Below are 25,195 nucleotides of genomic sequence, written 5' to 3' on the forward strand. Positions count from 1 at the left end.
CAAAGGGGGGGCGGGGATTGGCATGGCAGGGCCTGGTGGGGTAGGCAGGGGAATTCCACTTGCCGCCATGGCGTGCCTTCGGCGTTACAGGCAATATGTCCGCCAGATGAATGCCTCCGTGCCTGCCATGTCCTCCGCCATGTCCGACTCCACGCCGCGACGGCGCAGGGGCGCGCTGGCTGGGATCGCGGAGCGCCTGGCCAACACCCTGCCCGCCGGGGCGGAAGTGCGGGTGACATGGCGGCAGCCCGATCTGGGCGAGGGCCGTGATGCGGTTGGCAACCCGGTTGCGGGCCCGCACTGCCTGCGTCAGCAATGGGAAGGGCCGGAAGGGGCGATGCTGGAGATCCTGGCCAGCCACGCCGAGCCTTGGCCGGAAGGAATCGAGGCGTACTGGCCTGTCAGTGCCCGGCAGCTGCTGGAGCAGACCGTGCGGGAGGAGCTCTCGCTGGCTCGCATCGATTCGTTGCAGCGCTCCGAGCAGTTGCGCCAGGCCCTCTATGAAATCGCGGACCTGGCCAGCAGCAACCTGGACCTGCCGGTGATGCTGCGCCGCGTGCATTCGATCGTCGGCGAGCTGATGTACGCCGAGAATTTCTACATCGTGCTGTACGACGACCTGCGTCGCACGATGCGTTTTCTGTATTTCGTCGACCAGCTGGATCCGTGGGTCAACGATCCCGACGAGGAGATCCCGGTCACCGACCAGGAAGACACGCTGACCATGCACTTGCTGCGCAGCGGGCAGACCATGCGCGGCCCATCGGCGGAGCTGCGCGCCCGCTTCAATATCCCGTTCAATGAGAAAAGCGGGCCTGACAGCGCCGACTGGCTGGGCGTGCCGATGAGCCGCGACGAGCGCGTGGCCGGGGCGCTGGTGGTGCAGCACTATCGCCTAGCCGACGTGTACAGCGACGAGGACCGGGTTCTGCTGGCTTATGTGGCCCAGCACGTGCTCACCGCGCTGGAGCGGCGCGAGGCCCGCAAACGCCTGGAAGCCCGGGTGGCGGAGCGTACCGCGGAGCTGCGCCGCGCCAACGAGGAGTTGCAGGCCGAGGTATTCGAACGCAAGCGCATGCAGGACATCCAGCGCGCGCTGTTCCGCATCGCCGAGCTGTCGATGACCAGCGACAGCCTGGGCGCGTTCTATGCCCAGATCCACGATATCGTCAGCGAGCTGCTGTACGCGCGGAATTTCTACATCGCCATGCTGTCCGACGATGGCAGCATGCTCGAGTTTCCCTACTCGGTGGACGAGCGTGATCCCGAGCGCAAGCCGCGAAGGTTGGCCTCGGGCTTGACCGAATACGTGTTGCAGACCGGCAAGGCGCTGCTTGTCGATCGCGATGGCATCGTCGCGATGGAGGCCGAGGGGAAGATGCGCAGCCACGGTGCGTTGTCCCATTGCTGGCTGGGCGTGCCGCTGACGCGCGAGGATCGCGTGGTCGGGGTGATCGCGGTGCAGAGCTATTCCCCGGATGTGATGTTCACCGGCCGCGACCAGGACCTGCTGACCTTCGTGGCCTTCCACATCAGCAGCAGTCTTGCCCGAAAGCAGGCGCAGGACAGGCTGGTGCAGGCCCACGCCAGCCTGGAGCAGCGGGTCAGCGAGCGTACCCGTGAGTTGGCCGAGGCCAATGCGGAACTGGTGGAGCAGATCGGCGAGCGCGTGCGGGCTGAGCGCAGGCTGATCCACCAGACCCTGCACGATGCCCTGACCGGGCTTCCCAACCGCATGCAGCTGCTGGAGCGCCTGGGTCGTGCCATCACCCACGCGCAGAAGCATCCGGATACCTGCTTCGCGGTCCTGTTCATGGATCTTGACCGTTTCAAGCTGGTCAATGACAGCGTGGGTCACGCAGTGGGCGATGAACTGCTGGTGGAGGCAGGCCGCCGCATTGTTGGCAGCGTGCGCGGCAAGGACGTGGTGGCGCGTCTGGGCGGTGACGAGTTTGCGATCCTCGCGGAGGGCCTGGACGGACCCGGCATGGCCGAGGAACTGGGGCGGCGCGTGCTGTCAGCGCTCAACGCGCCGGTGTGGGTGGCGGGCCGTGAACTGTTCCCGAGCGCCAGCATTGGCATCGCGCTGTGGCATCCGCGCTATCGCAACGGCGAGGAAATGCTGCGCGATGCCGATGCTGCCATGTACCGGGCCAAGAGCGACGGCCGCGACCGCTGCACGATGTTCGACGAGCAGATGCGTCTGGCGGCCACCCGCAGTCTGGACATGGAAACCGACATGCGCCGGGCCATCCAGTCCGAATCCTTCATGCCCTACTACCAGCCGATCGTGCGCATGGACACGGGCGAGCCGATTGGCCACGAAGCACTGCTGCGCTGGAACCACGACCAATCGGGCCTGATGGTGCCCGGGGAGTTCCTCGATGTGGGCGAGGACACCGGGCTGATCGAACAGATCGACTGGCTGCTGTATGTCCGCGTGATCGAGGACATGGTCCGCCATCCTCTGCCGGGCTACGTGGCAATCAACGTGTCGCCGCGGCATTTCCGCGTTCCGGATTTCGCCCCGCGCCTGCTGGCGCTGCTGGAAGGGGTGGGCGTGGCCCCGTCGCGGGTGCGGGTGGAGATCACCGAGGTGGCGCTGCTGGATGACGCGCCGCGCACGCTGGAAAGCCTGGCCCTGCTGCGCCGCCACGGCGTGCTGGCGCAACTGGATGATTTCGGGACGGGCTTCTCCGCGCTCTCCTATCTGCACCGCTTCCCGATTGCCAGCCTCAAGATCGACCGCAGCTTTGTCTCCGGCCTAGAGGGTGAGTCCCGCGCCGAGAGTGTGGCGGTGATCCGCGCCATCGTGGCGCTTGCCAACAGCCTGGGGATCGAATTGATCGCCGAGGGTGTGGAAACGCGCCAGCAGCGCGATCGACTGATCGAACTGGGCTGCACGTACGCCCAGGGCTTCCTGTTCAGTCCGCCGGTGCCGCTGCCCGGAGGGTGAGTCCGCGCCGCCGGCCGCGCCTCAGGTTGCGGGTGTCGCCGCGACGACCTGCAGGTCCAGTTGCCCATCCTGCAGCCGTGCCTTGAGCGTGTCGCCGGGGGCGGTATCCGCCACGCTGCGCACCACGCGGCCATCGGGCTGCTGGAGGATGCTATAGCCGCGTGCCACGGTTGCCAGCGGGCTGATGGCATGCAGCGACCGCGCCAGCCCGCGCAGGTGCAGTGCTTCCCGTTGCAGCCGCTGCGCGATCAGCGCCTGCGGCCGCATCCCAAGCTCCTGCAGGCGTTCTTGCAGGCGCTGCAGCGTGCGTTGCGGATGCTGGGCGCGCAGGGTGGCGTCGGCATGCCGAAGCGCGGCACGCTCGCGCTCCAGTCGGCGCTGCATGGCCTGCGCCAGCCGCTGCCGGGCCTGCCTGGCGCGGTCCCCCAGCGCTGCCAGGCGGGCTTGCGGGCGTTGCGCCTGCAGGCGCAGGAAGGCGCGATCCACCCGTTGCATGCGCTGCCGCAAGGCATTCGCCAGCCCTCCCGCCAGCTGTCGCTGCAGGATAGTCAGGCGCGTGCCCAGATGGTGGGCGTCCGGCACCAGCAGCTCCGCCGCCGCCGAGGGCGTGGGCGCGCGCAGATCGGCGGCGAAGTCGGACAGCGAAACATCAGTCTCGTGGCCGACCGCTGATACCACCGGCGTCGTGCAAGCAGCAATCGCGCGGGCCAGCGCTTCGTCATTGAAGGCCCAGAGATCCTCCAGCGAGCCGCCGCCGCGCGCCAGCAGCAGCACGTCGTAGCGGCCGCTGGCATCGGCCGCCTGCAGCATCGTGCGGATCTGGGCGGCGGCGCCTTCGCCCTGCACGGGCACTGCCAGCAGCTCCACTTCGACCAGCGGGAAGCGCCGGCGCAGCACGCTGATGATGTCGCGGACCACCGCACCGGTGGGCGAGGTCAAGACCGCCAGCCGGCGCACGAAGGCGGGCAACGGTCGCTTGCGCGCCAGCTCGAACAGGCCCTCCGCTTGCAAACGCGCCTTGAGTTCCTCGAATGCCCGGCGCAGCGCCCCTTCACCGGCTTCCTCCAGCGTGTCCAGCACCAGCTGGTAGTCGCCGCGCGCCTCGTACAGGGTCAGCCGGCCGCGGCCCAGCACGCGCAGGCCTTCGCGCGGGGTGAATTTGAGCCATTGGCTCTTGGGGCGGAACAGCGCGCAGCGCACCTGTGCCCGTGCGTCCTTCAGGGTGAAGTAGAGGTGCCCGGACGCAGGCCGCGACAGGTTGCCGATCTCGCCCTCCACCAGTACGTTCGGAAAGCTGCCTTCCAGCAGGTCGCGTGCCAGCGTGTTGAGCTGGCTGGGGGACAGGATGCGGTCGTCGCGGTCATGCATCGCGCCATCGTAGCGCCGATGCCTGCAGGCGGGGCCGGCGCGGATGCGGTGGCGCCCGCCACAACCGGTAAAATGGCCGCATGCACGCACACGATCCCGACCGTTTCGGTCCCCAGGCCCGCCGCGCGACCCGTCCGGTCGAGATCGGCGGGGTGAAGGTGGGCGGCGGCGCGCCGGTGGTGGTCCAGTCGATGACCAACACCGACACCGCCGACGTCGCCGCGACCAGCAAGCAGGTGGCCGACCTCTGGCGCGCCGGGTCCGAGCTGGTGCGGGTCACCGTGAACACGCCGGAGGCGGCGGCCGCGGTGCCGCGCATCGTCGACCGGTTGGCGATGATGGGCGTGCAGGTGCCGATCATCGGCGACTTCCACTACAACGGCCACACGCTGCTGGCGAACGAGCCGGCCTGCGCGGAAGCGCTGGCGAAGTACCGCATCAATCCCGGCAACGTCGGCTTCGGCAAGAAGAAGGACACCCAGTTCGCCCAGCTCATCGAGTTCGCCATCCGCCACGGCAAGCCGGTGCGGATCGGCGCCAACTGGGGCTCGCTGGACCAGGCCCTGGCGGCGCGCCTGATGGACGAAAACGCCCAGCGCGCAGAGCCGTGGAATGCCGGCCGGGTGATGCGCGAGGCGCTGATCCTGTCGGCGCTGGAGTCGGCGCAGCGGGCGGTGGAACTGGGCCTGCCGAAGGAACGCATCGTGCTGAGCGCCAAGGTCAGCGGCGTGCAGGAGCTGATTGCGGTCTACCGCGACCTTGCTGCGCGCAGTGATTTCGCCCTGCACCTGGGCCTGACCGAGGCCGGCATCGGCAGCAAGGGCATCGTGGCCTCCGCGACCGCGCTGGCGGTGCTGCTGCAGGAAGGCATCGGCGACACCATCCGCGTCTCGCTGACGCCGGAGCCGGGCGCCTCGCGCACCCAGGAAGTGGTGGTGGCGCAGGAGCTGCTGCAGACCATGGGCCTGCGCGCGTTCACGCCGATGGTGACCGCCTGCCCGGGCTGCGGCCGTACCACCTCCGAGTTCTTCCAGGAGCTGGCCGGGGTGGTGCAGAACCACGTCCGCGCGAAGATGCCGGAGTGGAAGATCAGCCACCCCGGCGCCGAGAACATGACGCTTGCCGTCATGGGCTGCGTGGTGAACGGGCCGGGCGAGTCGCGCCATGCCAACATCGGCATCAGCCTGCCGGGCACCGGCGAGACGCCGTCCGCGCCGGTCTTCATCGACGGTGAGAAGGCCGTGACCCTGCGCGGCGACAATATCGCCGCCGAGTTCATCGCGCTGATCGACGACTACGTGGACCGGCGCTACCGGGTCGCCCGCCCGGACTGAGCGGGCAACGCGCGCTTACTTCGCCTGCGGCAGGTACTGCGCCGGCAGCGCCAGCGTCGGGTTCTCGGCTTCCCACATCACCGAGACGATCCACCAGCGGCGGCCGTCATTCATCAGCTGGATCGTGTTGATGCCGCGCATCGGCGGGGCATCGCCGGCGACCTTGCCCTCGTAGGTGCTGAACACGTGGGCGATATGGCCGAACCGCTCGGTGCGCCGCGCCAGCTCGCGTTCCTGGAAGCCGCGTTCCACCAGCAGCGGGCCCGACAGGGCCACGTAGTCGTTCACCTGCAGCAGGCGCATGCCGACGCTGCCGTCCGGGCGCTGGCCCACCGGCATCATCCGCCCTTCCGGAATGAACAGGGAGCGCAGGCGGTTCCAGTCGCGCGCCTTGCCGACGGGGCCGGAAATCACGTCGTAGAGCGCCGCGATGATCGCGTCGATGCTGGCCACATCCTGTTCCGCGGCGGCCGGGACGCTGTAGTTGACGGGCTGCGGCGGAGGCGGCGTGGCAGGCGGGGTCTGGGCCGCCGCGGGCGCGGCGAGGGTGGCGAGCAACAGTAGCAGGGCAGGGCGCATCGGCGGGTTTCCGTGGTCAGAGCCGGCAGGAATACCACTGCCAAGACGACGCCGCCCGTGCCGGAATGCACGGCTGCGGTGGCTCAGACGCCGGGCTCGACCGCTTCGCTGGGGGCGCTGGTGCGCTGCTGGCGGGCGAGCTGGGCTTCGCGGTGCGCGATGTAGAACGTCGAGCCGAGGATGATGCCGGCGCCAACCAGCGTCGCCGCATCCACCGTTTCGTTGAACAGCAGCCAGCCGGCAAAGGTGACCACCGGCAGCTGCAGGAAACTGATCGGCGTGAGCGCGGACACGTCGCCCAGCTTCAGCGCGCGCGTCCACAGCAGCTGGCCCACTGTGCCCATCAGCCCGGTTGCGGCCAGCCACAGCCATTCGATGCCGGTCGGCCAACGCCATACGAACAGCGATGGCAGCAGCGACATCGGCACCCACAGCGCGTAGGTCCAGAACACGATGGTGTCGGCCTTGTCGGTCTGCGAGAGCTGCTTGATCTGGATCGCCACCAGCGCGCTCAGCAACGCCGCGGCGACCGCCACCAGGGTGCCCAGGCTGAAGGCATGCGACCACGGCCGCACGATCACCAGCACGCCGAGGAAGCCCAGCGCCACCGCCGTCCAGCGGCGCGCACGCACGCGCTCGCCCAGCATCAGGATGGCGGCGATGGTCACGAAAATCGGCGAGGAGTAGGCCAGCGAAATGGCCTGCGCCAGCGGCAGGTGGGCGATCGCCCAGAAGCCGCAGAACATGCTGCCGATGCCGATGGCCGTGCGCGCCATGTAGCGCGGCAGCTGGTGGGTGCGCACGCTGGTGGCGAATGCCGCGGCGGGCCGCGGCTGGCGCAGGGCGGGCAGGGCCAGCATCGGCAGCAGGGCCAGGAAGCCGAAGGTGTTGCGGAAGAAGGCCACTTCCCAGGTGGGGATGTCCTTGGACGCCAGCCGGATGAAGATGGCCATCAGGCCGAAGCCCAGCGTGCTGCCCAGCATCAGCAGCGCGGCGCGCGCATGAGCGTTGCGTGGCGCGCTCACCAGCGGGCCCCGACCAGGCGTGGCTCGGGCTCGATCGCCACCCCGAAGCGTGCCTGCACGGATGCGGCGATGCGCCGCGCCAGCGCCAGCAGGTCCTGCCCGCTGGCCTGGCCGTGGTTGACCAGCACCAGCGCGTGGTCGGCGGAGACGCCGGCGTCGCCGTCGCGGTGGCCCTTCCAGCCGCACTGGTCGATCAGCCACGCCGCGGACAGCTTGCGGGTGTCGTCGCCGGCGCCGCGGAACAGGGGCATGCCGGGATGCCCGGCCAGCAGCGCCTCGGCCTGCGTGGCCGGGACGATGGGGTTCTTGAAGAAGCTGCCAGCGTTGCCGAGCACGGTAGGGTCCGGCAGCTTGCGGCGGCGGATGCGGATCACGGCCTCGGCCACCTGCGCTGCGCGCGGTGCGCCCTCGACCCCCATCGCGCGCAGCTCGTCCTCGATGCCGGCATAGCCCAGCCGCGGCTGGAACGTCCGCGACAGGCGGAATTCGACCGCCGTCACCACATAGCGGTCGGGCACCTGCTTGAACAGCGAGTCGCGGTAGGCGAAGGCACAATCCGACGCGGCCAGGCGGACGAACGTGCCAGTCGTGCGGTCGAAGGCCGCGACCGTCTGGACGGACTCCCGCACTTCCACGCCATAGGCGCCGATGTTCTGGATCGGTGCGGCGCCCACCGTGCCCGGGATCAGCGCGAGGTTCTCCAGCCCGGCCAGGCCGTGCCCCAGCGTCCACAGCACGAAGTCGTGCCAGGCCACGCCGGCGTCGGCACGGACCAGGGCGGTGTGGCCATCGTCCTCGAGCAGGGCGATCTGGCGGGTCTCCAGCGCCAGTACCGCACCGGGCGCATCGCCGGCGAACAGCAGGTTGCTGCCGCCGCCCAGCACCAGCGTGTCGGGCGCGCGCAGCATCGCGTAGCCGAACAGCTCGGGCAGCGCCGCGGTGTCGGTCGCTTCCACCAGCATGGGCGCGCGGGCACGCACGCCGAAGGTGTTGCGCGCGTCCAGCCGGGCGTTCTCGGTGATGCGGTAGCCGTGGCCGTGGGCAGTGTTCATTCCGGCGGCAGGGTGCCGCGGCTGGGCGCTTCCTTGCGGCGGCGCAGGGCGTCCACGCATTCCTCGATCAGCGCGGGGCCGCGATAGACCAGGCCGGTGTAGGTTTGCACCAGCATCGCGCCGGCGGCCTGCTTGGTGGCGGCGTCCGCCCCGTGCAGGATGCCGCCCACGCCGATCAGCGGGATGTTGTCGGGCAGGCGCGTGCGCAGCATCCGCAGCACCGTGGTGGCCTGTGCCATCAGCGGCGCGCCCGACAGGCCGCCGGCCTGATGGGCATGGCGCGCGCCTTCCACGCCTTCGCGGGAAATCGTGGTGTTGGTGGCGATCACGCCGTCCACCTGCAGGTCGCCCAGCACGCGGGCGGCGGCGTCGATGTCGTTCTCGGACAGATCCGGCGCGATCTTCACCAGCAGCGGCACGCGCTTGCCGTGGCGGGTGGCCAGCTTGTCCTGCTCGTCGCGCAGCGTGCCGACCAGCCGGCGCAGGGCCTGCTCCTCCTGCAGTTCACGCAGGCCGGCAGTATTCGGCGAGGAGATGTTGACCGCCACGTAGTCCGCCACCGCGTACACCCGGCGCAGGCAGAGCAGGTAGTCGGCGACCGCGTCCTCGTTGGGCGTGTCCTTGTTCTTGCCGATGTTGATGCCCACCAGGCCCGTTTTGCGCTTGGCGCGCTCGACGTTGCGCACCAGGACGTCGACGCCCTCGTTGTTGAAGCCCATCCGGTTGATCACCGCTTGCTGCCCCGGCAGGCGGAACATGCGCGGCTTCGGGTTACCCGGCTGCGGCAGCGGGGTGACCGTGCCGACCTCCACGAAGCCGAACCCCAACGCCAGCAGGGCATCCACGTGCGCGCCGTTCTTGTCCAGCCCGGCGGCCAGGCCGACCGGGTTGGGGAAGGTCAGGCCCAGCACCTTGGTGGGCAGTGGTTTCGGCGGCGTGGCCACCAGCGGCATCAGGCCGCAGCGGTACGCCGCCTCCAGCGAGGCAAGGCCGACGCCGTGCGCACGCTCGGCGTCGAGGGCGAACAGCAGGGGGCGGCCCAGCGCGTACAAGGCGTCAGTGCCCGAACACCGCGGCGAACCAGAGCAGGCCGCCGAAGAACAGGAACACGGCCGCCAGCGCCAGCACCGACAGGCCGATCACCAGGTAGCCCATCACCAGCCCGGCCACGGCCAGACCGTCGCCCTCCAGCGCACCTTGGGCGCGGCGGATCTCGGCGCGGGCCATGTGGCCGCAGACCACGGCGACCAGACTGCCCAGGAAGGGCAGCAGGGTCCAGCCGAGGATGCCGAATACCAGGCTGACGACGGCCAGCGAGCTGGTCTGGCGGATGGGTGCGTTCATGGGCGTCCCTTACAGGTCGAACTTGATGCCCTGGGCCAGCGGCAGCGCGTCGGAGTAGTTGATGGTATTGGTCTGGCGGCGCATGTAGGCCTTCCAGGCGTCGGAACCGGATTCACGGCCGCCGCCGGTCTCCTTCTCGCCGCCGAACGCACCGCCGATCTCGGCGCCGCTGGTGCCGATGTTGACGTTGGCGATGCCGCAGTCGCTGCCGGCCGCCGACAGGAACGCCTCGGCGCGCTTGAGGTTGGTGGTGAAGATCGAGGACGACAGGCCCTGCGGGACCGCGTTCTGCATCTCGATGGCCTCGTCCAGTTCTTTGTACTGCATCACGTACAGGATCGGCGCGAACGTTTCGTGCTGGACGATCTCGGCGTCGTTGGTCAGGCCGGTGATGATGGTTGGCAGCACGAAGTTGCCCGGGCGGTCGATGGCGGCGCCGCCGGTCTCCACGGTGCCGCCCGCGGCCTTGGCCTTGGCGATGGCGTCGAGGTAGGCGTCCACGCCGTCCTTGCTGTTCAGCGGGCCCATCAGGTTGGCCGGATCGGTGGGGTCGCCGATCCTCGATTCCACCTGTTTGTAGGCGGTGACCAGCTTGGCCAGCACGTCCGCGTAGATGGATTCGTGCACGATCAGGCGACGGGTGGTGGTGCAACGCTGGCCAGCGGTGCCGACAGCGCCGAACACGATGGCCGGAATCGCCAGCTTCAGGTCGGCGGTTTCATCGACGATGATGGCGTTGTTGCCGCCCAGCTCCAGCAGGCTGCGGCCCATGCGACGCGCGACGCGCTCGCCGACCATGCGGCCTACCTTGGTGCTGCCGGTGAAGCTGATCAGCGCGATGCGCTTGTCGTCCACGAAACCCTGGGCCAGGTCGCTGCCGGCGTCGTTGAACAGGAAGAAGAGGTCCGGGAAGCCGCCCTTGCGCAGCGCTTCATTGCAGATCTTCATCGCCGCGATGGCCGACAGCGGGGTCTTGGGCGACGGCTTCCAGATGCTGATATCGCCGCAGACCGCTGCGATGAAGCTGTTCCACGCCCACACCGCGACCGGGAAGTTGAAGGCGCTGATGATGCCCACCAGCCCCAGCGGGTGCCACTGCTCGTACATGCGGTGGCCGGGGCGCTCGGAGTGCATGGTCAGGCCGTAGAGCTGGCGCGACAGGCCCACGGCGAACTCGCCGATGTCGATCATTTCCTGCACTTCGCCGTCGCCTTCCGGCTTGGACTTGCCCATCTCCAGCGCGACCAGCGAGCCCAGCGCGTCCTTGTGTACCCGGAGGGCATCCGCGCACAGGCGGATCGCCTCGCCGCGGCGCGGGGCCGGAGTGGTGCGCCAGACTTTGAACGCGGCCTGCGCGCGCTCGACGATCAGGTCGTAGTCGGCCTGCGAGGACGCGTGCACGCGGCCCAGCACTTCACCGGTGGTCGGGTTGACCGGCTCCAGCACGCCGGCGTCGCGGGTCTGGGACCACTCGCCGTTGCCGAGGTAGGTGCCGGATTCGACGGCGGTCAGGCCGAGCGCGGTGAGGACGGGATGCGACATGGTGGACTCCGGAAAACTTGGGAAAAGACGACGGGGTGGCGAAGACCTGATCAGGTGACGATCGTAAGCACGCGATCCCCACGACCTGCCCGGTTGTTCCTCACCCGCTGGCGACCCCGGCCCGATTCGAACGGGCGACCTTCCCCTTAGGAGGGGGACGCTCTATCCAGCTGAGCTACGGGGCCTGACTCTCCATTATTGCAGCTGTCTAGAGAAGCGGCCAATCCGTCGGGGAAAATGGCGATCAGGCGGCTTGGTTTGTGCTGATCGGCGGGCGTCATTGGTCGATTCGCAAGGCTGCGCGCAGGGCATCGGCATCGTTGGCCAGCGGGGTGGCGTGGCTGGGCTGTGCCAGCATCGATACCAGCGCCTGAGGGGGCGGCACCGGGGTGTCCAGCAAAGGCTCGACCACCTCCGGGAACTTGGCCGGATGCGCGGTGGCCACCACCGCCCAGTCACCCGGCTCGCCACGCGCGCGCAGGCGGTCCAGCACGTCAGCAGCGCAGGCGGTATGCGGGCAGACAATGTGCCCTCGGTGAGCGCGGGTGCGCACGATGGCGGCACGGATCTGGGCGTCGCTGACGGATTCGGCGTGCAGCGCAGCGCGCAGAGCGCAAGGATCCGGGTACAGCGCCTGCAGGCGCTCGAAGTTGCTGGGGGCGCCCACGTCCATTGCGTTGGCCAACGTGGCGATGGTGGGCTGCGGCGCATAGTCGCCGCCGGCAAAGAAAGCCGGCAGTACCGGGTTGGCATTGCAGGCCAACACCACCTGGCCAATCGGCAGCCCCATGCGTTTTGCCAGCAGGCAGGCCAGCGCGTTGCCGAGGTTGCCGGTGGGAATGACGAAGTTCAGCGTCCTGCCCGTGCTGCGCCAGTGCCGCAGGGCGGCATGGGCGTAGTAGGCGGTCTGCGGCAGCAGCCGGCCCAGGCTGATGCTGTTGGCCGAGCCCAGTGGCACCTCGGCGCGGTAGGCAGCATCGGCCAGCAGGGTCTTGGCGATGCGCTGGCAGTCATCGAAGGTGCCGGCGACGCGGAAGGCGCGGACGTTGCCACCGAAGGCGCCCAAGTGATGGGCCTGGCGCGGCGACACCCGGCCATCCGGGTACAGGATGGCGACGCGCATGCCGGGACGGCCGTGGAAGGCGGCGCCCACGGCCGCGCCGGTGTCGCCGGAGGTGGCGACCAGGATCGTCAGCGGCCGATCCCCTTGTGACAGCGCGCCTAGGCAGCCGGCGAGAAAGGCGGCGCCATAGTCCTTGAAGGCGGCGGTGGGGCCGTGGAACAGCTCCAGCAGGTGGTCGCCGGGCGCGCCGAACGGCACCAGTGGCGGCTCAATGGCGAATGCGTCATGGCAGATGTCAGGCAGGGCGGCGGCCAGCCGATCGTCGGCAAAGAACGGCGCCAGCAGCCGGATGGCAACGCCTGCCAGGGTGTCGGTGTCATCGAATGCGGCGGGGGTGAATGACGGCCACGTCTCCGGCATGTACAAGCCGCCATCGGGGGCAAGGCCGGCGGCAATGGCATCGGCAAGCGAAACGTGAGGGGCGACTCCGCGCGTGCTGATGGCATTCATGGCAACACCTGTGCCGGAGGGCTGGCGATGGGCGTGACATGCAGGTCGCTGGCGACCCCCGCGGCTGCGAACGCCGCCTGCATGGCCGTGCCTGCCCGGGCGGCGGTGGCGGCGTCCTCGCACCAGGCGAATACGCTGGGCCCTGCGCCGGAAATGCTGGCCCCCATTGCGCCGGCTTGCAGTGCTGCCTGCTTCACGGCGGCAAAGCCGTGAATCAGCGGTGCACGCCGCGGTTCCACCAGCACATCGGACAGACCGGCGCGTACCAGCGCGGCATCGCCGCGTTCGCACCCCAGCAGGACCTGGGCCAGGTTGGCGCTTTGCGCGACGAACTCGGGCAGCGCGTAGGCACCGGCCAGCACCGCACGGGCATGGCGGGTTTCCAGCACGGCATGCGGGTGGACGACGGCGGCATGCCAGGCGGCCGGAACGTGGATCGGGATCAGGCGCTCCGGCGTGGCCAGCACCAGGCCGCCCAGCAGCATGGGGCCGACGTTGTCGCCGTGGCGGCCGCCGCTGGCCACCGCTTCGCCGGTCAGCGCATACGGGTAAAGCGCCTGTGGCGACAGCGGGGTTTCCAGCAGGGCGTTTGCCGCCACCAGGGCCGCCACGCATGAGGCCGCAGACCCGCCAAGCCCGGAGCCCAGCGGCAGGCCCTTGTCCAGCTCCAGCTCGAAGCCGAACGGCAGCCGCAGTGCCTCGCGCAGGGCGATCAGGGCGGCACCTGCGGTGTTGTGGGCAGCGTCCAGCGGGAGATCGGTGACAGTGCCGCGGATGGCGGTGATGCGGACCGTGGGGGCATCGATCCGTCGCACCGTGGCGATATCGCCAATGCCGGCAATGCCATGGCCCAGCAGGTCGAACCCGACGCCGACGTTGCCGACCGAGCCGGGCGAAAACGCTCGTGCGTGCTGCCGTGGCGTGCTCATAGGGCGGCTCCCAGGCTGCCGGCCAGCCGCAGCAGGTCGGAGAACACGCCTGCGGCGGTGACCTCCGGCCCGGCACCGGGGCCTTGCACGACCAGCGGGTTGTCACAGTAGCGGCGGGTGGTGAACGACACGCAGTTGTCCGTCAGGCGCAGGTGGGCAAAGGCATGGTCGGCGGGAAGCGCGCGCAGCGCAACGGAGGCCTGGCCATCGTGCGTCAGCCGGGCGACATAGCGCAGCACGCATCCCTGGCGACGGGCGGCGTCCAGCCTGGCCTGCATCGGTGCGTCGAGTGTGTCCAGGGCGGCCAGGAAACGGTTGCGGTCGGCCTCGCGCAGGGGCTCGGGCACCAGGTTTTCCACCTCCACGTCCTTAAGAGACAACGACAGGCCGCATTCGCGCGCCAGGATCACCAGCTTGCGCGCCACGTCCATGCCGGACAGGTCGTCGCGCGGGTCGGGTTCGGTATAGCCCAGCGCGTGGGCCTGCCGCACCAGCTCGGAAAAAGGCGTTTGGCCGTCGAATGAGTTGAACAGCCAGGCCAGGGTTCCGGACAGGATGCCCTCGATGGCGATCAGCGTATCGCCAGTATCCAGCAGGTCACGCAGGGTGGAGATCACCGGCAGGCCGGCGCCCACCGTGGCTTCATAGCGGAAGCGGGCGCCGCTTTTGGCTTGTGCCGTGCGGATCGCCTGGTAGCGCGCCAGCGGTCCGGCACCGGCCTGTTTATTGGGCGTGATCACGTGGATGCCGGCGGCCAGCCAGGCCGGATAGTGCTGCGCGACGCTGTCGCTGGCCGAGCAGTCGATGATCACGGCATGCGGCAGATGCGCATCCAGCAGGTGCGCGGCAAGGCCATCGAGGTCGGCGGCAGACGGTGGGCACTGCATCCGCGCCCGCCAGTCGCAGGCATCGTCGTGCTCGAACAGCCATGCCGCATTGCGGCTGGCCAACGCCCGCAGGCGCAGGTCGATCGCGTGCCGCTCCCGCAGTCGCGGCATGGCGCTTTGCAGTTGATCCAACAGGGCGCTACCGACCTTGCCGGGCCCGATGACCGCCAGTGCGATGGTTTGCGGCGACAGCCAGAACGCGGCGTGGACCGCACGCAAGGCGCGTGCGGCGGCGCTGCTGTCGATGGCCACCGAAATGTTGCGCTCCGAGGCGCCCTGCGCGATTGCGCGGATGTTGACGCGGGCGCGTGCCAGTGCCTCGAACATACGCGCGGCCACGCCCGGGGTGCCGGCCATGCCGTCGCCGACGGCGGCCAGGACGCTGATTCCGGTCTGCACGGTCACGCCCTGGACCTGCGCAGTGGCCAGTTCCCGTGCGAAGGCGTCTTTAAGGGCATCGCATGCCGCCTGCGCGTCGGCATCGCGGACCACGCAGCAGATCGAGTGCTCGGAGCTGCCTTGCGAGATCATCACCACCGATATGCGTGCCGCATGCAGGGCGGCAAACACCCGTTCAGCCGTGCCGGGCACGCCGATGAGGCCCGTGCCTTCCAGGCATACCAGGGCAAGCTGGCTGCACAGTGTCAGGCCCTTGACCGGGCCGCGGCCGGCATGGTCGCCGTCGGCGTCGATCCGGGTACCCGGGAAGGCCGGGTTGAAGGTGTTGCGCATCAGGATCGGCAGGTTGCGCGCGATGGCCGGGGTCAGCGTCTGCGGATGGATGACCTTGGCGCCAAAGTAGGCAAGTTCGCAGGCTTCGCAGTAGCTCAAGGCCGGCAGCGGCACGGCTTCCGGCACGATGCGCGGGTCGGCCGACAGCACCCCGTCCACATCGCTCCAGAGGTGCAGCTCGTCGGCATCGAACAGGCTGGCGAAAATCGCGGCGGAGTAGTCGCTGCCATTGCGTCCCAGCGTGGTGGGAAATCCATCCGGATCGCGGGCGATGAAGCCGGTGATGTTGACCCGGCGTTGTGGATGCGCACGTCGCCAGTCGGCCAGAAGGCGTGCGCTGGCATCCCAGTCCACCAGGGCACCCAGATCGGTCTGCCGGATGACCAGCACGTCGCGAGCGTCCAGCAGGGCGTAGTCACCACCGCGTTCGCGCAGATGCGCGTGCAGCAGCAATGTCGATAGCACTTCGCCCATGCCGTGGATGCGATCCAGTGCCGCCTGGCCCGGTTGGCGCAGCAGGGCGACGGCGTGCAGCAGTGCGGCCAGTTCGTCGCAGTGCCGGTCGATCTGGGCCAGCACTGCCTCGGGTCGGGCCAGCAATGCCTGAGCGGTGTCCAGGTGGCGCTGGCGCAGGCGCGTCAGGGGCTCGTGCCAGTGGCCACCGCTGGCGGCGGTCTTGGCCAGGGCCACCAGTGCATCGGTGGTGCCCTGCATGGCCGAGGTGATCACGATCTGGCGCTCGGCATCATCGGCCAGCACCAGGTCTGCGACATGCCGGATGCACGAGGCATCGGCCAGGGAACTGCCGCCGAACTTGTGCGCGCGGCAGGACGGGGATGCTGAAGGTAACGTCGCCATGGAGCCTCCGATGGAAGCCCCGCGTCGTATCGAGTCGGGAAGCGCGCCCCGCCTCTCTCGCTGCGGGGTCGTGTGCTGGGATGGTGGATTATCCAGGCATGACCGACCGCACCGGCGGGGTACCGGTGGTGGTCGTGGTGGTGGTCATGCGGTTGGACATGGAACGACTCTGCTGCAGCACGGCAAGGCGTGTCAAGCCGTGGCCGAGAGGGTGCCCTCCGGGTTACCGCTGCGCGCCTCCACCACCGCCGTGGCCGCCATGTCGCCGGTGACGTTGCCGACCGTGGCCAGCACATCCGGGATGGCATCCACCGCCATCAGCACCGGCAGCGGGGCGATCGGCAGGCCCATCGTGGAGGTGATGGGTAAATTGGTGGCCAGGAAGATAGCCTGACCCGGCAGGCCCACCGAGCCCATGCTGACCAGCACGCTGAGCGCCACGCCGGTGGCCAGCTGCGCGGCGGTCAGGTCCACGCCCAGCGCCCAGGCGATGAAGCTGGCGGTGGCGAGGTACTGGATCGGCGAGGTGATGCGGAACAGCGACACCGCCATCGGCAGCACCAGCCCGGACACGCGGGCGGGGATGCCCAGCCGGTTCTGCGCGCTGTCCAGCATCGCCGGCAGCGTGGCCAGCGAGGACTGCGTGCTGGCGGCCACCGCCTGCACCGGCACCAGCCCGGCCATGAAGTGGCGGAACCGCTGCTTGCCGACGGTGACCGCCACCGCAATCAGCAACACCACCGCCAGCACGTACAGCGCGCACTCCAGCAGGATATAGATGCCCAGCGCCTGCAGCATGCCCAGGCCGGCGCGAGCGGTCAGCGCCAGCACCAGCGCGAAGATGCCCAGCGGCGCCGCCCACAGCACCCAGTGGACGATCACGATCATGGCGTCGCTGATCGCCTTCAGCAGGCCGACCACCTGCGCGCGCGGCGCGGCGTCCAGCCGGGTCAGGGCGAAGCCGAAGAACAGGGCGAAGCTCACCAGCGGCAGCATCGCGCTGGCGGCGGCGGCGGCAACCGCGTTGCTGGGCACCAGCGCCACCAGCGCGTCGGCCCAGCCGCCGCCGGAGGTTGCGACCGCCTCGCCGTGGCCGCGCAGGGCAGCGGCGACGGCCGGGTCGGGCTGCAGCATCGACAGCGCCAGCGGCGCCAGCAGCGCGGTCATCGCACCGGCACCCGCCAGCAGGATGACGAAGCTGGTGATCGCCTGCCGCGCCACCCGCCCGGAGTGGGCGGCGTCGCTGGCCTGGTTGATGCCCACCACCACCAGCGCGAACACCAGCGGCACCACGGTCATCTGCAGGGCGTTGAGCCAGAGCTTGCCGAACGGCTCGACGATGGCGGCAATGCGCAGCCCCAGGTCGGGTGCCTGCCAGGCCAGCAGCATGCCAATCAGGATGCCGGCCACCAGGCCGGCCAGGACGCGGGCGGTCTGGCTCACAGGGCCACCTCCGGCAGCATCCAGCGTTGTTTCAGCGCGATGTACTGCGCCTTCGGCAGGAGCACGAACACCGGCTTGCGACGCACGTCCAGCCATGCCAGCAGCGCGTCCATGCTGGCCGGTGCCATCGCGGTGCAGCCGGCGGTGGTCTCGCCGGGCGCCTTCCACAGATGGGCGAAGATGCAGCTGCCGCCTTGGCGCGCCGCGCCGCCGGCGTTGTGTTCGATGACGAAGCCTTCGCGGTAGCGCTGGTCGCCGTCGGCGTGGATGTCCCGGCGCATCGGCTCGCTGGACTGGTCGAGATAAGGCGCCTTCACCACGCTGCGGTCGACGATGCGGTTGTAGTAGTTCGATGCGGGGACGTCGATACACCAGTCGTTGGCGGTCATCGCCCGGTAATGCAGGCCGGTGTTCACGCGGTCGGCATAGCCGAACGCCGTGCCGATGGCGAACACGCCGGCCGGTGCCTTGCCGTCGCCCTCGCGCTTGACCGGGCCGTCACCGCGCTGCGGGTTCAACCCCAGGCCCCAGCCGCTGCCGTTGCGGCCCAGCGTTACCGGCACCGCCTCGCCGACCTGCGTCCAGCCGTCGCCTTCGCGCTCGAAGCGACGCAGTTCGCCGTCGGTGGCGCTCCAGTCGGCGGAGGTGACCAGCACCAGCTGCCGCGCATCGGCCCAGCGGGCGAAATCGGGTTCGGCAACGCGGTGGGCGCAGGCGGCAAGCGACAGCGCGAGGAGCATGGCGGTGATCCGGCGAAGCGGCATGGGACGGGTTCCGGGAAATGGGTGAATCGTAGCGGGCTTTTGCTTGTCATTCCCGTGTAGGCGGGAGCGTCGGGCTTTGGGTTGGCGGGCAGATCGAGCGCTGGATGCAGGTCTGCGCGGAAATGAAGAACGGAAGGACCAGGGACAAGCCCGGGACATCATGGTTCCAGCAGGGGCTGGATGCGCTCCAGCGTTTGCTGCAGGTGCGCGCGCCGGCCGCCGTCGGATTCGTACAGGCGGATGAACAGCCGGTCCAGCAGGTGCTGCAGTGCCGAGTGGTAGAGGAGCGGCTCGATGTGCGCGCGCTCGTCGTGCGCGGACACCAGCAGCGCCAGATCGGCCAGCGCGCGCAGTGCGTTCGCGCTGTGGCGGGTGATGGTGACCACCTTGCCGCGCTGGCTGCGCATGTGGCGCGCCAGCTGGCACAGCGCCGGGTGCAGACCGTGTTCGGAGAACGCCAGCAGCACGTCGTCGGGCCGTGCTGCCGACAGGCTGGCGGTCATGTGGGCGGGGTCGAAATTGTGCACCGTCAGCACGCCCAGTTGCGCCAGCCGCAGCGCCAGCGTGCGCGCGTGCAGGTCATCCTCGCCCAGGCCGATGATGAACACCGTGCCGGCGCGGCCGATCGCCTCGGCCACCGCGGTCAGCGTGCCTGGTGGGTTGATCAGGCGGGTGGCTTCCTCGGCTTCGGACTTGCGCAGCCACAGGTCGTGGCCCTGCGCCGCGGCAGCGGGGGCGTGCTGCGGGGAGGGCGCAGACCCGCCGTTGCTGTCGGCGCGGATCACCGCCTCGCTGATCGCCAGCTTCAGGTCCGGATAGCCCTTGAAGCCCAGCTTCTGGCAGAACTTGACCACGCTGGACTGGCTGATGCCCAGCGCGTTGGCGAGCTGCTGCGAGGAATAGTCGCGCAGCAGCTGGGCGTTCTCGACGATGAAGTCGGCAATGCGGCGCTCGATCGCCGACATGCGGTCCCGCTCGGAGCGGATCTTGACCAGCGCCGTTCCCATCGGCGTCGTCTCAGGCCGCCAGCTCGTGCGCGGGCGCAAGGCCCTCGATGTGGCGGATGCCAAGGCCCGGTGCGTCGGTCACGCTGATCTCCGATTCGTTGAACACCACGCCGCCCTGCACCGGGTCGAACTGGCACAGCGACGGTCCGTCCAGGTCCACCTTGCTGATCACGTCGGACTTGGCCACTGCCAGGTGCACGGCGGCGGCAACGCCGATGCTGGATTCCAGCATGCAGCCGATCATGCAGTCGATGCCGTACAGGCCGCAGATGTCGGCGATCTTGATGGCATTGGAGATGCCGCCGGTCTTCATCAGCTTGATGTTGACGATGTCGGCAGCGCGCATGCGGATCAGTTCCACCACCTCGCGCGGGCCGAACACGCTTTCGTCCGCCATCACCGGCGTATGCACGCGCTCGGTGACGTAGCGCAGCCCGGCCAGGTCGTGCGCCTTCACCGGCTGTTCCACCAGTTCCAGCTTCACGCCGGCGTCCTCCAGCGTCTGCAGCGCGTACACCGCCTGCTTGGCGGTCCAGCCCTGGTTGGCGTCCAGCCGCAGCAGGGCGCGGCCCTCCACCGCGGCGTGGATCGCCTTGGTGCGTTCGATGTCCAGGCCGATGTCCTTGCCCACCTTGATCTTCAGCGACTCGAAGCCACGGTCCACCGCCGCCAGCGCGTCGGCCACCATCTTGTCGATGTAGTCCACGCTGATGGTGATGTCGGTGGTGATGGCCGGCTCGCCGCCGCCCAGCAGCTGGTAGATCGGGGCGCGGTACAGCTGGCCCCACAGGTCGTACAGCGCGATCTCCACCGCCGCCTTGGCGCTGGTGTTCTTCTCCATCGCGCCCTGCACCAGGTGGGTCAGGTGGTTGAGGTTGGCGATGTCCTGGCCGATCAGGCGCGGGGCGATGTAGTGCCGCACCGCTTCGACGATGGAGCCGTGGGTGTCGCCGGTGATGACCGCGGTGGCCGGCGCACTGCCGTAACCCACGTGGCCGCTGTCGGTGTGCACCATGACCACCACGTCCTCGACCTGCTCGACGGTGCGCAGCGCGGTCTTGAAAGGGGTTTTCAGCGGCACGCGCAGCATGCCAAAGCGGATGTCGTTGATCTTCATGCGAGAGCCTTCATTGGGCGGCGGCCACCCGGACGATGTTGGTGATGCGGTCGACGTAGTCGTGGCTCCTGTCGAAACGCAGCGGCAGCAGCGGCGTCACCGACACGCCATTGAGGTGCATCGTGCGCAGTGCGCCGTCCGCGCCGAGATAGCTGCCGCCGTTGGTGTCGTGGATCACGTAGGGCATCCCATCGATGTCGCCGATGTACAGCATGACGTGGCCGGGGATGTAGATCAGGTCGCCCACGTCGAGGGCGCGGATGGCCGCCATCCGGGCCTCGCGGCTGTCCCCGGGCGAAAACCGCACGCGCGGGAAAACCGGACTCACCGCCTGCGCGCTGGTGTTGCGCGGCAGTTGCACGCCCATGCTGCGGTACACGTCGGAGACGAAGCCGCTGCAATCCCGGGCGTTGTAGGCGTGGCCCCAGCCGTAGCGTTCGCCGAGGAACTTGAAGGCCTGGCGCAGGATATTGGCGCGGGTCAGCGGCAGATAGTCGGCGCTGCTGTCGGCGATCTTAGGCAGCAACGCGGGTGAGAATGCCAGGCGGCCGTCGGCATTGCGCACCGGCAGGTCCAGGGGCCAGGCGGTGTAGGGGTGTTGCCCGTTGACGGGCTGGTCGGGGGCCACCGCCGCCAGCGGCACGCGCGTGCCCATGTCCAGCTGCAGCTCCGACACGCGCGGGGCCTCGCGGGTGAACACGGTGCGCGGCTTGGCGCCGGTGATCACCCGGTACGGCGTGCGCCGGGCGTAGGCCAGCACCTCGTCGCGCGTGCCCTGTGCGATGGCATCGGCCTCGGTCCAGGCGGCATAGCGCGTGCTGACGACGAACAGCCAGCGGCCGTCCGCGCTGGCATGCGCGATGACCACCGCGTCGCCCGGGAACAGGGCGCTTTCCTGGAAGCGGTCGATGTCGGTATCGTCATCCCTGTTGAACACGCGCAGTGCAGTGGGGAAAGCGCGCAACGGCGCGCGCCGGACGGCCATGCCAAAGCGCGTGGGCTGGCTGGCCGGGATGGCGGCAAGGGCGCGGTTGGCCGCGATCGCCTCCAGCGCTTCCTTCGCCACCGGCGTGCCGGTTTCGTCCCACAGCGGCCGGGTCGGGGGCGAGGCCAGCGCCTCGATCCAGCTGGCCACCCGGGCCCGGTCCAGCGTCGCTGGCAATGCCGCCAGGTCGTGCATCGACGCATCTTCGCGCAGCAGGCGCGCGTTGCGGGCGTCGATGGCCGCGCGGGTCATGCGCGGGGTGTCCGCCGCCGCGGTGCGGGCCACCCAGAACTCGGGTGAGAGATAGGCGTCCGCCACGCCGATGACCCCGTGCACGGGAACCGGCAAGGAAGGGGCGGGCTGCGGCGTGCGCGCCATGCACGGCGGCCATGCCAAGGCCAACGCCAGCAGGCCGGCGGTCGTCAGGCGGAGGTGCGACAAGGGCGGGCCTTTCATTCCATCGCCTCCTTCGCTGGGCAATGCGCCGGATGGATGCTGCATTGCGGAATAGATGATTCGCACTGGTTATACACCAAGAATAAATTATTGACCATGCGTGCCCGGCGTGTTACACCACCGCGACAGCCGATGCCAACGGCGCCGCAGGGGTGGATGTCCTGGCGCATCGGGTGCGTCTTCATCACGAACATCGCCGGGGGAGAGGTCATGCGCAACGTCAGCACCATTCGCAAGTCCGCATTGAGTTTCGCCATGGGGTTGTGCCTGTCGTCGCTGGTGGCCGGCCCGGCATTGGCGCAGTCGGTCACTGGCGCCATCGCCGGGCGCGCCAACGCCGGTGAAACCATCACCGTCAAGAACAGCGACACCGGACTGGTCCGTACGATCACCGTGGGCAAGGAAGGCAACTATCGCATTGCCCAGCTTCCCCCGGGCAACTACAGCGTGGCTGCGGGTAGCGGGGCGGCGGTTTCGGTCAGCGTCTCGCTGGGCGGGACCACCACGCTCAATCTGCTCAAGGACGGCGCGGTGAACCTGGATGCCGTGCAGGTGTTGGGGTCGCGGGTGGTCAACCGCGTCGACGTGCACTCCACCGAATCGTCCACCAACGTCACCCGCCAGGAAATCGCCCGCTTGCCGGTGGACCAATCCCTGACCTCGGTGGCCTTGCTGGCGCCGGGCGTCATTGCCTCGGGCGCCAGCTTTGGAGGCCTGACGTTCGGGGGCGCGTCCGTGGCGGAGAACGTGGTCTACATCAATGGCCTGGATGTGACCGACCCCTACCGGCGCCAGGGATTCTCGACCGTGCCGTTTGCCTTCTACCAGGAGTTCCAGATCAAGACCGGTGGCTATTCGGCGGAGTTCGGACGCAGCACCGGCGGCGTCATCAACGCCATCACCCGGTCGGGTGGCAATGAATTCCACGCCGGCGCCGAGGCGACATTCGAGCCGTTCGCCTGGGCCTCCACCCTGAAGGACCATTTCCACAGTGATGGCACGCTGGACGAGCGGGACCGCACCAGCCGCGACGGCGGCTCGTTCTACAAGGCCAACGTCTGGGCGTCCGGCCCGATCGTGAAGGACCGGCTGTTCTTCTTCGCCATGTATGAACAGCGCGACAGCAATCCGCGCGACATCGATACGATCGAGGCATTCCGGACCACCAGCAACAACGATTTCTGGGGCGCCAAGTTCGACTGGCGGATCAACGACGACCACCTGCTGGAACTGCTGGCGTTCTCCGACAAGGCCAAGTCCACCACCAGCAACTATGAATACGACTGGGATTCAGGGGTCTTTGGTGACAAGAATGGCGAGTCGTACTCGGGGTCCGGTGGCGACAATTATTCCCTGACGTACACCGGGCATTTCACCGAGAATTTCACCGCCAAGGCGATGTACGGCATCAACAAGCGCAGCGCCACGGGAGGCAGCCCGTGGGATGCGGGATGCAGCATCGTCACCCGCTCCGGCAGCTACACGGCGCAATTCGGCCCGGCGACCGAGCAGGAAGGTTGCCACCCCACCAACAGCAGCGTCAGCAGCCGTTTCGACAAGCGCACCGCGATGCGGCTTGATTTCGAATGGGCTTTGGGCGATCACCTGCTGCGTTTCGGCATGGACCGCGAGGTCATGGATTCCGACAGCAGCCGGTTCTATCCCGGCGACGGCAGCAGCTATCTCGTGCAGGCGGCCAGCGCAGGCGGGGTGCTGCCCAACGGCGCAGTGATTCCGTCCGGCGTCACCGCGATCGTCGATGCACGTCGTTACATCACGGGCGCGCCGGTTTCCACCAAGGCGGAGGCGTTCTACATCGAGGACAACTGGAACATCACGCCCAACCTGCTGCTGAACCTCGGCGTGCGCGCCGACAAGTTCGAGAACACGCTGGCCTCTGGCGCCACCTTCGCCAAGGCCAGCTTCAGCGACATGATCTCACCGCGTCTGGGTTTCAGCTGGGACGTGAAGGGCGACGGCAGCACCAAGGTCTTCGGTAATGCCGGCCGCTACTACATCCCGCTGACCAACAAGCTGACCGACTATTTCGGCGGCGGCACGACCGATGAGCACACCTATTACGTGCTGGACGGCTGGGTGGAGAAGTCCGATCCCGTCACCGGCATGCCCTATCTGTTTCCCCGCCTGGGCGCGCAACTCGGCCCGGTCGATACCGAGGGCAACGTGGCGGCCCCGGACGATGTGCGCACCGAGGTGGCGCGCGACCTGAAGCAGGTGTTCCAGGACGAATACATCCTGGGGTTCCAGCGCGCGATCAACCAGACATGGTCCTACGGCGTCAACGCCACCTACCGCAAAGTCACCCGCGCGGTGGAGGACGTACGCATCAACCATGTCGAGGGTTGCCCGTGGTACTCGGGGGACTGGCCGATCCTCAACCCGGGCGATACCAACACCCTGTGGTGTCCGACCACCGGGGACTGGGTCACCTTCGATAGCTCCCAGGATGGTTACAAAGCGCTGGGCAGCGGGTTGATCATGGGCTACAAGAAGCCGCGCCGCACATACAAGTCGGTCGAATTCCAGCTAGATCGCGCCTGGGACGAGCACTGGTCGTTCAATGCCAGTTACATCTGGTCCAAGACCGAAGGCAACATCGAAGGCCCGGTGAACTCGGATACCGGTTACGCCGATACCAACCTGGTGCAGTACTACGATCACCCTGCGGTCAACGAGCGCTACGGGGTGCTGTTCAACGATCACCGCCATCAGATCAAGCTGCGCGGCAGTTACAAACTCAACGACTATTTCCTGTTCGGGGCGACCCTCTCCACGTATTCCGGTGGGCCGATTTCCGCGTTCGGCGTGCGCTGGCCCAATGACAACCGCAGCGCGGGCGGTCCCAGCGAGTACAGCGGCGGTGGCTCCGGCTGGTTGTGCCAGTCCGGCTGTTCGGACTGGACGACGCGCCAGCTGGTGTTCACGCCGCTGGGTGCGTTCGGCCGCATGCCGTGGGTCACCGACGTGAGTGCGAACGTGACCTGGACGATCCCGGTGCCGGTCGGCTCGCTGAAGGCGCGCTTCGCCGTCTACAACCTCTTCAACAGCCAGACCACCGTCAACGTGCATACCCGCTACGAGAGCACCCCGGGCAACAAGATGCCGTATTTCGGGGAGGCCAAGGGGTGGCAGTCTCCGCGCTACATGCAGCTGGTACTGACCTACGAATACTGACCCGGCCACGTCCGGAGCGGTCGTCGCGATTGCAGTTCCCCCTGGTGGC

The 25,195-nt window shown here is 68.6% G+C and carries 19 protein-coding genes and 1 tRNA gene; 3 read left to right on the forward strand and 17 right to left on the reverse strand.

All coding sequences use genetic code 11. The features are described from left to right. Positions 1 to 139 precede the first annotated feature (139 nt). Positions 140 to 2,956 carry an EAL domain-containing protein gene (locus ACK4SG_RS04915; protein ID WP_409600289.1) on the forward strand — a complete coding sequence of 939 codons (2,817 nt, stop codon included), beginning with the start codon at positions 140 to 142 and terminating at the stop codon, positions 2,954 to 2,956. Positions 2,957 to 2,977: 21 nt separating this feature from the next. Here ACK4SG_RS04915 and xseA read toward each other — a convergent pair whose 3' ends face one another. Then, the gene (gene xseA / locus ACK4SG_RS04920) at positions 2,978 to 4,324 is read right to left on the reverse strand and encodes an exodeoxyribonuclease VII large subunit (protein WP_409600291.1); all 1,347 of its coding nucleotides are present in this window, start codon (positions 4,322 to 4,324) and stop codon (positions 2,978 to 2,980) included. 80 nt (positions 4,325 to 4,404) lie between these two features. Between xseA and ispG the strand changes: the two genes are divergently transcribed. Then, on the forward strand, positions 4,405 to 5,658 hold the full coding sequence (gene ispG / locus ACK4SG_RS04925) for a flavodoxin-dependent (E)-4-hydroxy-3-methylbut-2-enyl-diphosphate synthase (protein WP_409600293.1): 1,254 nt from the start codon (positions 4,405 to 4,407) through the stop codon (positions 5,656 to 5,658). Between the two features lie 15 nt (positions 5,659 to 5,673). On the opposite strand, the gene ACK4SG_RS04930 is transcribed toward ispG, so the two are convergent. The 16 genes from ACK4SG_RS04930 to ACK4SG_RS05005 all read right to left on the reverse strand — a co-directional run bounded on the left by ACK4SG_RS04930 (position 5,674) and on the right by ACK4SG_RS05005 (position 22,181). Continuing rightward, on the reverse strand, positions 5,674 to 6,237 hold the full coding sequence (locus ACK4SG_RS04930; protein WP_409600295.1) for a hypothetical protein: 564 nt from the start codon (positions 6,235 to 6,237) through the stop codon (positions 5,674 to 5,676). 83 nt (positions 6,238 to 6,320) lie between these two features. Continuing rightward, positions 6,321 to 7,220, reverse strand: coding sequence for a DMT family transporter (locus tag ACK4SG_RS04935; protein WP_409600719.1), 900 nt, complete (start codon positions 7,218 to 7,220; stop codon positions 6,321 to 6,323). A gap of 38 nt (positions 7,221 to 7,258) precedes the next feature. Beyond that, positions 7,259 to 8,314, reverse strand: a complete 1,056-nt coding sequence (gene murB, locus ACK4SG_RS04940) for a UDP-N-acetylmuramate dehydrogenase (RefSeq protein ID WP_409600297.1) — start codon at positions 8,312 to 8,314, stop codon at positions 7,259 to 7,261. Then, positions 8,311 to 9,366, reverse strand: coding sequence for a quinone-dependent dihydroorotate dehydrogenase (locus ACK4SG_RS04945; RefSeq protein WP_409600299.1), 1,056 nt, complete (start codon positions 9,364 to 9,366; stop codon positions 8,311 to 8,313). The genes murB and ACK4SG_RS04945 overlap by 4 nt, the downstream gene beginning before the upstream one ends. Before the next feature lie 4 nt (positions 9,367 to 9,370). Further along, a complete protein-coding gene (locus tag ACK4SG_RS04950) occupies positions 9,371 to 9,658 on the reverse strand; it encodes a DUF4190 domain-containing protein (RefSeq protein WP_409600301.1) in 288 nt (95 codons plus the stop codon). A gap of 9 nt (positions 9,659 to 9,667) precedes the next feature. Then, on the reverse strand, positions 9,668 to 11,200 hold the full coding sequence (locus tag ACK4SG_RS04955; protein WP_409600303.1) for an aldehyde dehydrogenase family protein: 1,533 nt from the start codon (positions 11,198 to 11,200) through the stop codon (positions 9,668 to 9,670). Between the two features lie 108 nt (positions 11,201 to 11,308). Next, positions 11,309 to 11,385 (reverse strand) — tRNA-Arg (locus ACK4SG_RS04960). A 92-nt stretch (positions 11,386 to 11,477) separates the two neighbouring features. Next, a complete protein-coding gene (thrC, locus tag ACK4SG_RS04965) occupies positions 11,478 to 12,773 on the reverse strand; it encodes a threonine synthase (protein ID WP_409600305.1) in 1,296 nt (431 codons plus the stop codon). Next, complete coding sequence (locus ACK4SG_RS04970; protein WP_409600307.1) at positions 12,770 to 13,702, reverse strand: homoserine kinase; 933 nt, start codon at positions 13,700 to 13,702, stop codon at positions 12,770 to 12,772. The genes thrC and ACK4SG_RS04970 overlap by 4 nt, the downstream gene beginning before the upstream one ends. Then, positions 13,699 to 16,179, reverse strand: a complete 2,481-nt coding sequence (gene thrA, locus ACK4SG_RS04975; protein WP_409600309.1) for a bifunctional aspartate kinase/homoserine dehydrogenase I — start codon at positions 16,177 to 16,179, stop codon at positions 13,699 to 13,701. The genes ACK4SG_RS04970 and thrA overlap by 4 nt, the downstream gene beginning before the upstream one ends. Before the next feature lie 192 nt (positions 16,180 to 16,371). Continuing rightward, positions 16,372 to 17,622, reverse strand: coding sequence for a dicarboxylate/amino acid:cation symporter (locus ACK4SG_RS04980; RefSeq protein ID WP_409600311.1), 1,251 nt, complete (start codon positions 17,620 to 17,622; stop codon positions 16,372 to 16,374). Further along, positions 17,619 to 18,386, reverse strand: a complete 768-nt coding sequence (locus ACK4SG_RS04985; RefSeq protein WP_409600313.1) for a L,D-transpeptidase — start codon at positions 18,384 to 18,386, stop codon at positions 17,619 to 17,621. The genes ACK4SG_RS04980 and ACK4SG_RS04985 overlap by 4 nt, the downstream gene beginning before the upstream one ends. A 158-nt stretch (positions 18,387 to 18,544) precedes the next feature. Beyond that, complete coding sequence (locus ACK4SG_RS04990) at positions 18,545 to 19,393, reverse strand: MurR/RpiR family transcriptional regulator (protein ID WP_409600315.1); 849 nt, start codon at positions 19,391 to 19,393, stop codon at positions 18,545 to 18,547. A gap of 10 nt (positions 19,394 to 19,403) precedes the next feature. Further along, positions 19,404 to 20,510 (reverse strand): dipeptide epimerase, encoded by a 1,107-nt coding sequence (locus tag ACK4SG_RS04995; RefSeq protein ID WP_409600317.1) that lies wholly within the window; start codon positions 20,508 to 20,510, stop codon positions 19,404 to 19,406. Between the two features lie 10 nt (positions 20,511 to 20,520). Further along, positions 20,521 to 21,951, reverse strand: a complete 1,431-nt coding sequence (locus tag ACK4SG_RS05000; RefSeq protein ID WP_409600319.1) for an SH3 domain-containing protein — start codon at positions 21,949 to 21,951, stop codon at positions 20,521 to 20,523. Further along, the gene (locus ACK4SG_RS05005; RefSeq protein ID WP_409600321.1) at positions 21,948 to 22,181 is read right to left on the reverse strand and encodes a hypothetical protein; all 234 of its coding nucleotides are present in this window, start codon (positions 22,179 to 22,181) and stop codon (positions 21,948 to 21,950) included. Before ACK4SG_RS05005 ends, ACK4SG_RS05000 begins: the two co-directional genes overlap by 4 nt. Here ACK4SG_RS05005 and ACK4SG_RS05010 point away from each other — a divergent pair. After that, positions 22,162 to 25,146 carry a carboxypeptidase regulatory-like domain-containing protein gene (locus ACK4SG_RS05010; RefSeq protein ID WP_409600323.1) on the forward strand — a complete coding sequence of 995 codons (2,985 nt, stop codon included), beginning with the start codon at positions 22,162 to 22,164 and terminating at the stop codon, positions 25,144 to 25,146. The genes ACK4SG_RS05005 and ACK4SG_RS05010 overlap by 20 nt on opposite strands. Positions 25,147 to 25,195: the final 49 nt, after the last annotated feature.

Source organism: Thermomonas sp., from assembly GCF_046293095.1.
Lineage (GTDB): Bacteria > Pseudomonadota > Gammaproteobacteria > Xanthomonadales > Xanthomonadaceae > Thermomonas.

Coding starts and splice junctions, on each gene's coding strand:
- ACK4SG_RS04915 (WP_409600289.1), top strand. CDS start 140: ATGTCCGACTCCACGCCGCGACGGCGCAGGGGCGCGCTGGCTGGGATC.
- xseA (WP_409600291.1), bottom strand. CDS start 4,324: ATGCATGACCGCGACGACCGCATCCTGTCCCCCAGCCAGCTCAACACG.
- ispG (WP_409600293.1), top strand. CDS start 4,405: ATGCACGCACACGATCCCGACCGTTTCGGTCCCCAGGCCCGCCGCGCG.
- ACK4SG_RS04930 (WP_409600295.1), bottom strand. CDS start 6,237: ATGCGCCCTGCCCTGCTACTGTTGCTCGCCACCCTCGCCGCGCCCGCG.
- ACK4SG_RS04935 (WP_409600719.1), bottom strand. CDS start 7,220: ATGCTGGGCAGCACGCTGGGCTTCGGCCTGATGGCCATCTTCATCCGG.
- murB (WP_409600297.1), bottom strand. CDS start 8,314: ATGAACACTGCCCACGGCCACGGCTACCGCATCACCGAGAACGCCCGG.
- ACK4SG_RS04950 (WP_409600301.1), bottom strand. CDS start 9,658: ATGAACGCACCCATCCGCCAGACCAGCTCGCTGGCCGTCGTCAGCCTG.
- ACK4SG_RS04955 (WP_409600303.1), bottom strand. CDS start 11,200: ATGTCGCATCCCGTCCTCACCGCGCTCGGCCTGACCGCCGTCGAATCC.
- thrC (WP_409600305.1), bottom strand. CDS start 12,773: ATGAATGCCATCAGCACGCGCGGAGTCGCCCCTCACGTTTCGCTTGCC.
- ACK4SG_RS04970 (WP_409600307.1), bottom strand. CDS start 13,702: ATGAGCACGCCACGGCAGCACGCACGAGCGTTTTCGCCCGGCTCGGTC.
- thrA (WP_409600309.1), bottom strand. CDS start 16,179: ATGGCGACGTTACCTTCAGCATCCCCGTCCTGCCGCGCGCACAAGTTC.
- ACK4SG_RS04985 (WP_409600313.1), bottom strand. CDS start 18,386: ATGCCGCTTCGCCGGATCACCGCCATGCTCCTCGCGCTGTCGCTTGCC.
- ACK4SG_RS04990 (WP_409600315.1), bottom strand. CDS start 19,393: ATGGGAACGGCGCTGGTCAAGATCCGCTCCGAGCGGGACCGCATGTCG.
- ACK4SG_RS04995 (WP_409600317.1), bottom strand. CDS start 20,510: ATGAAGATCAACGACATCCGCTTTGGCATGCTGCGCGTGCCGCTGAAA.
- ACK4SG_RS05000 (WP_409600319.1), bottom strand. CDS start 21,951: ATGAAAGGCCCGCCCTTGTCGCACCTCCGCCTGACGACCGCCGGCCTG.
- ACK4SG_RS05010 (WP_409600323.1), top strand. CDS start 22,162: ATGCGCAACGTCAGCACCATTCGCAAGTCCGCATTGAGTTTCGCCATG.
- ACK4SG_RS05005 (WP_409600321.1), bottom strand. CDS start 22,181: ATGGTGCTGACGTTGCGCATGACCTCTCCCCCGGCGATGTTCGTGATG.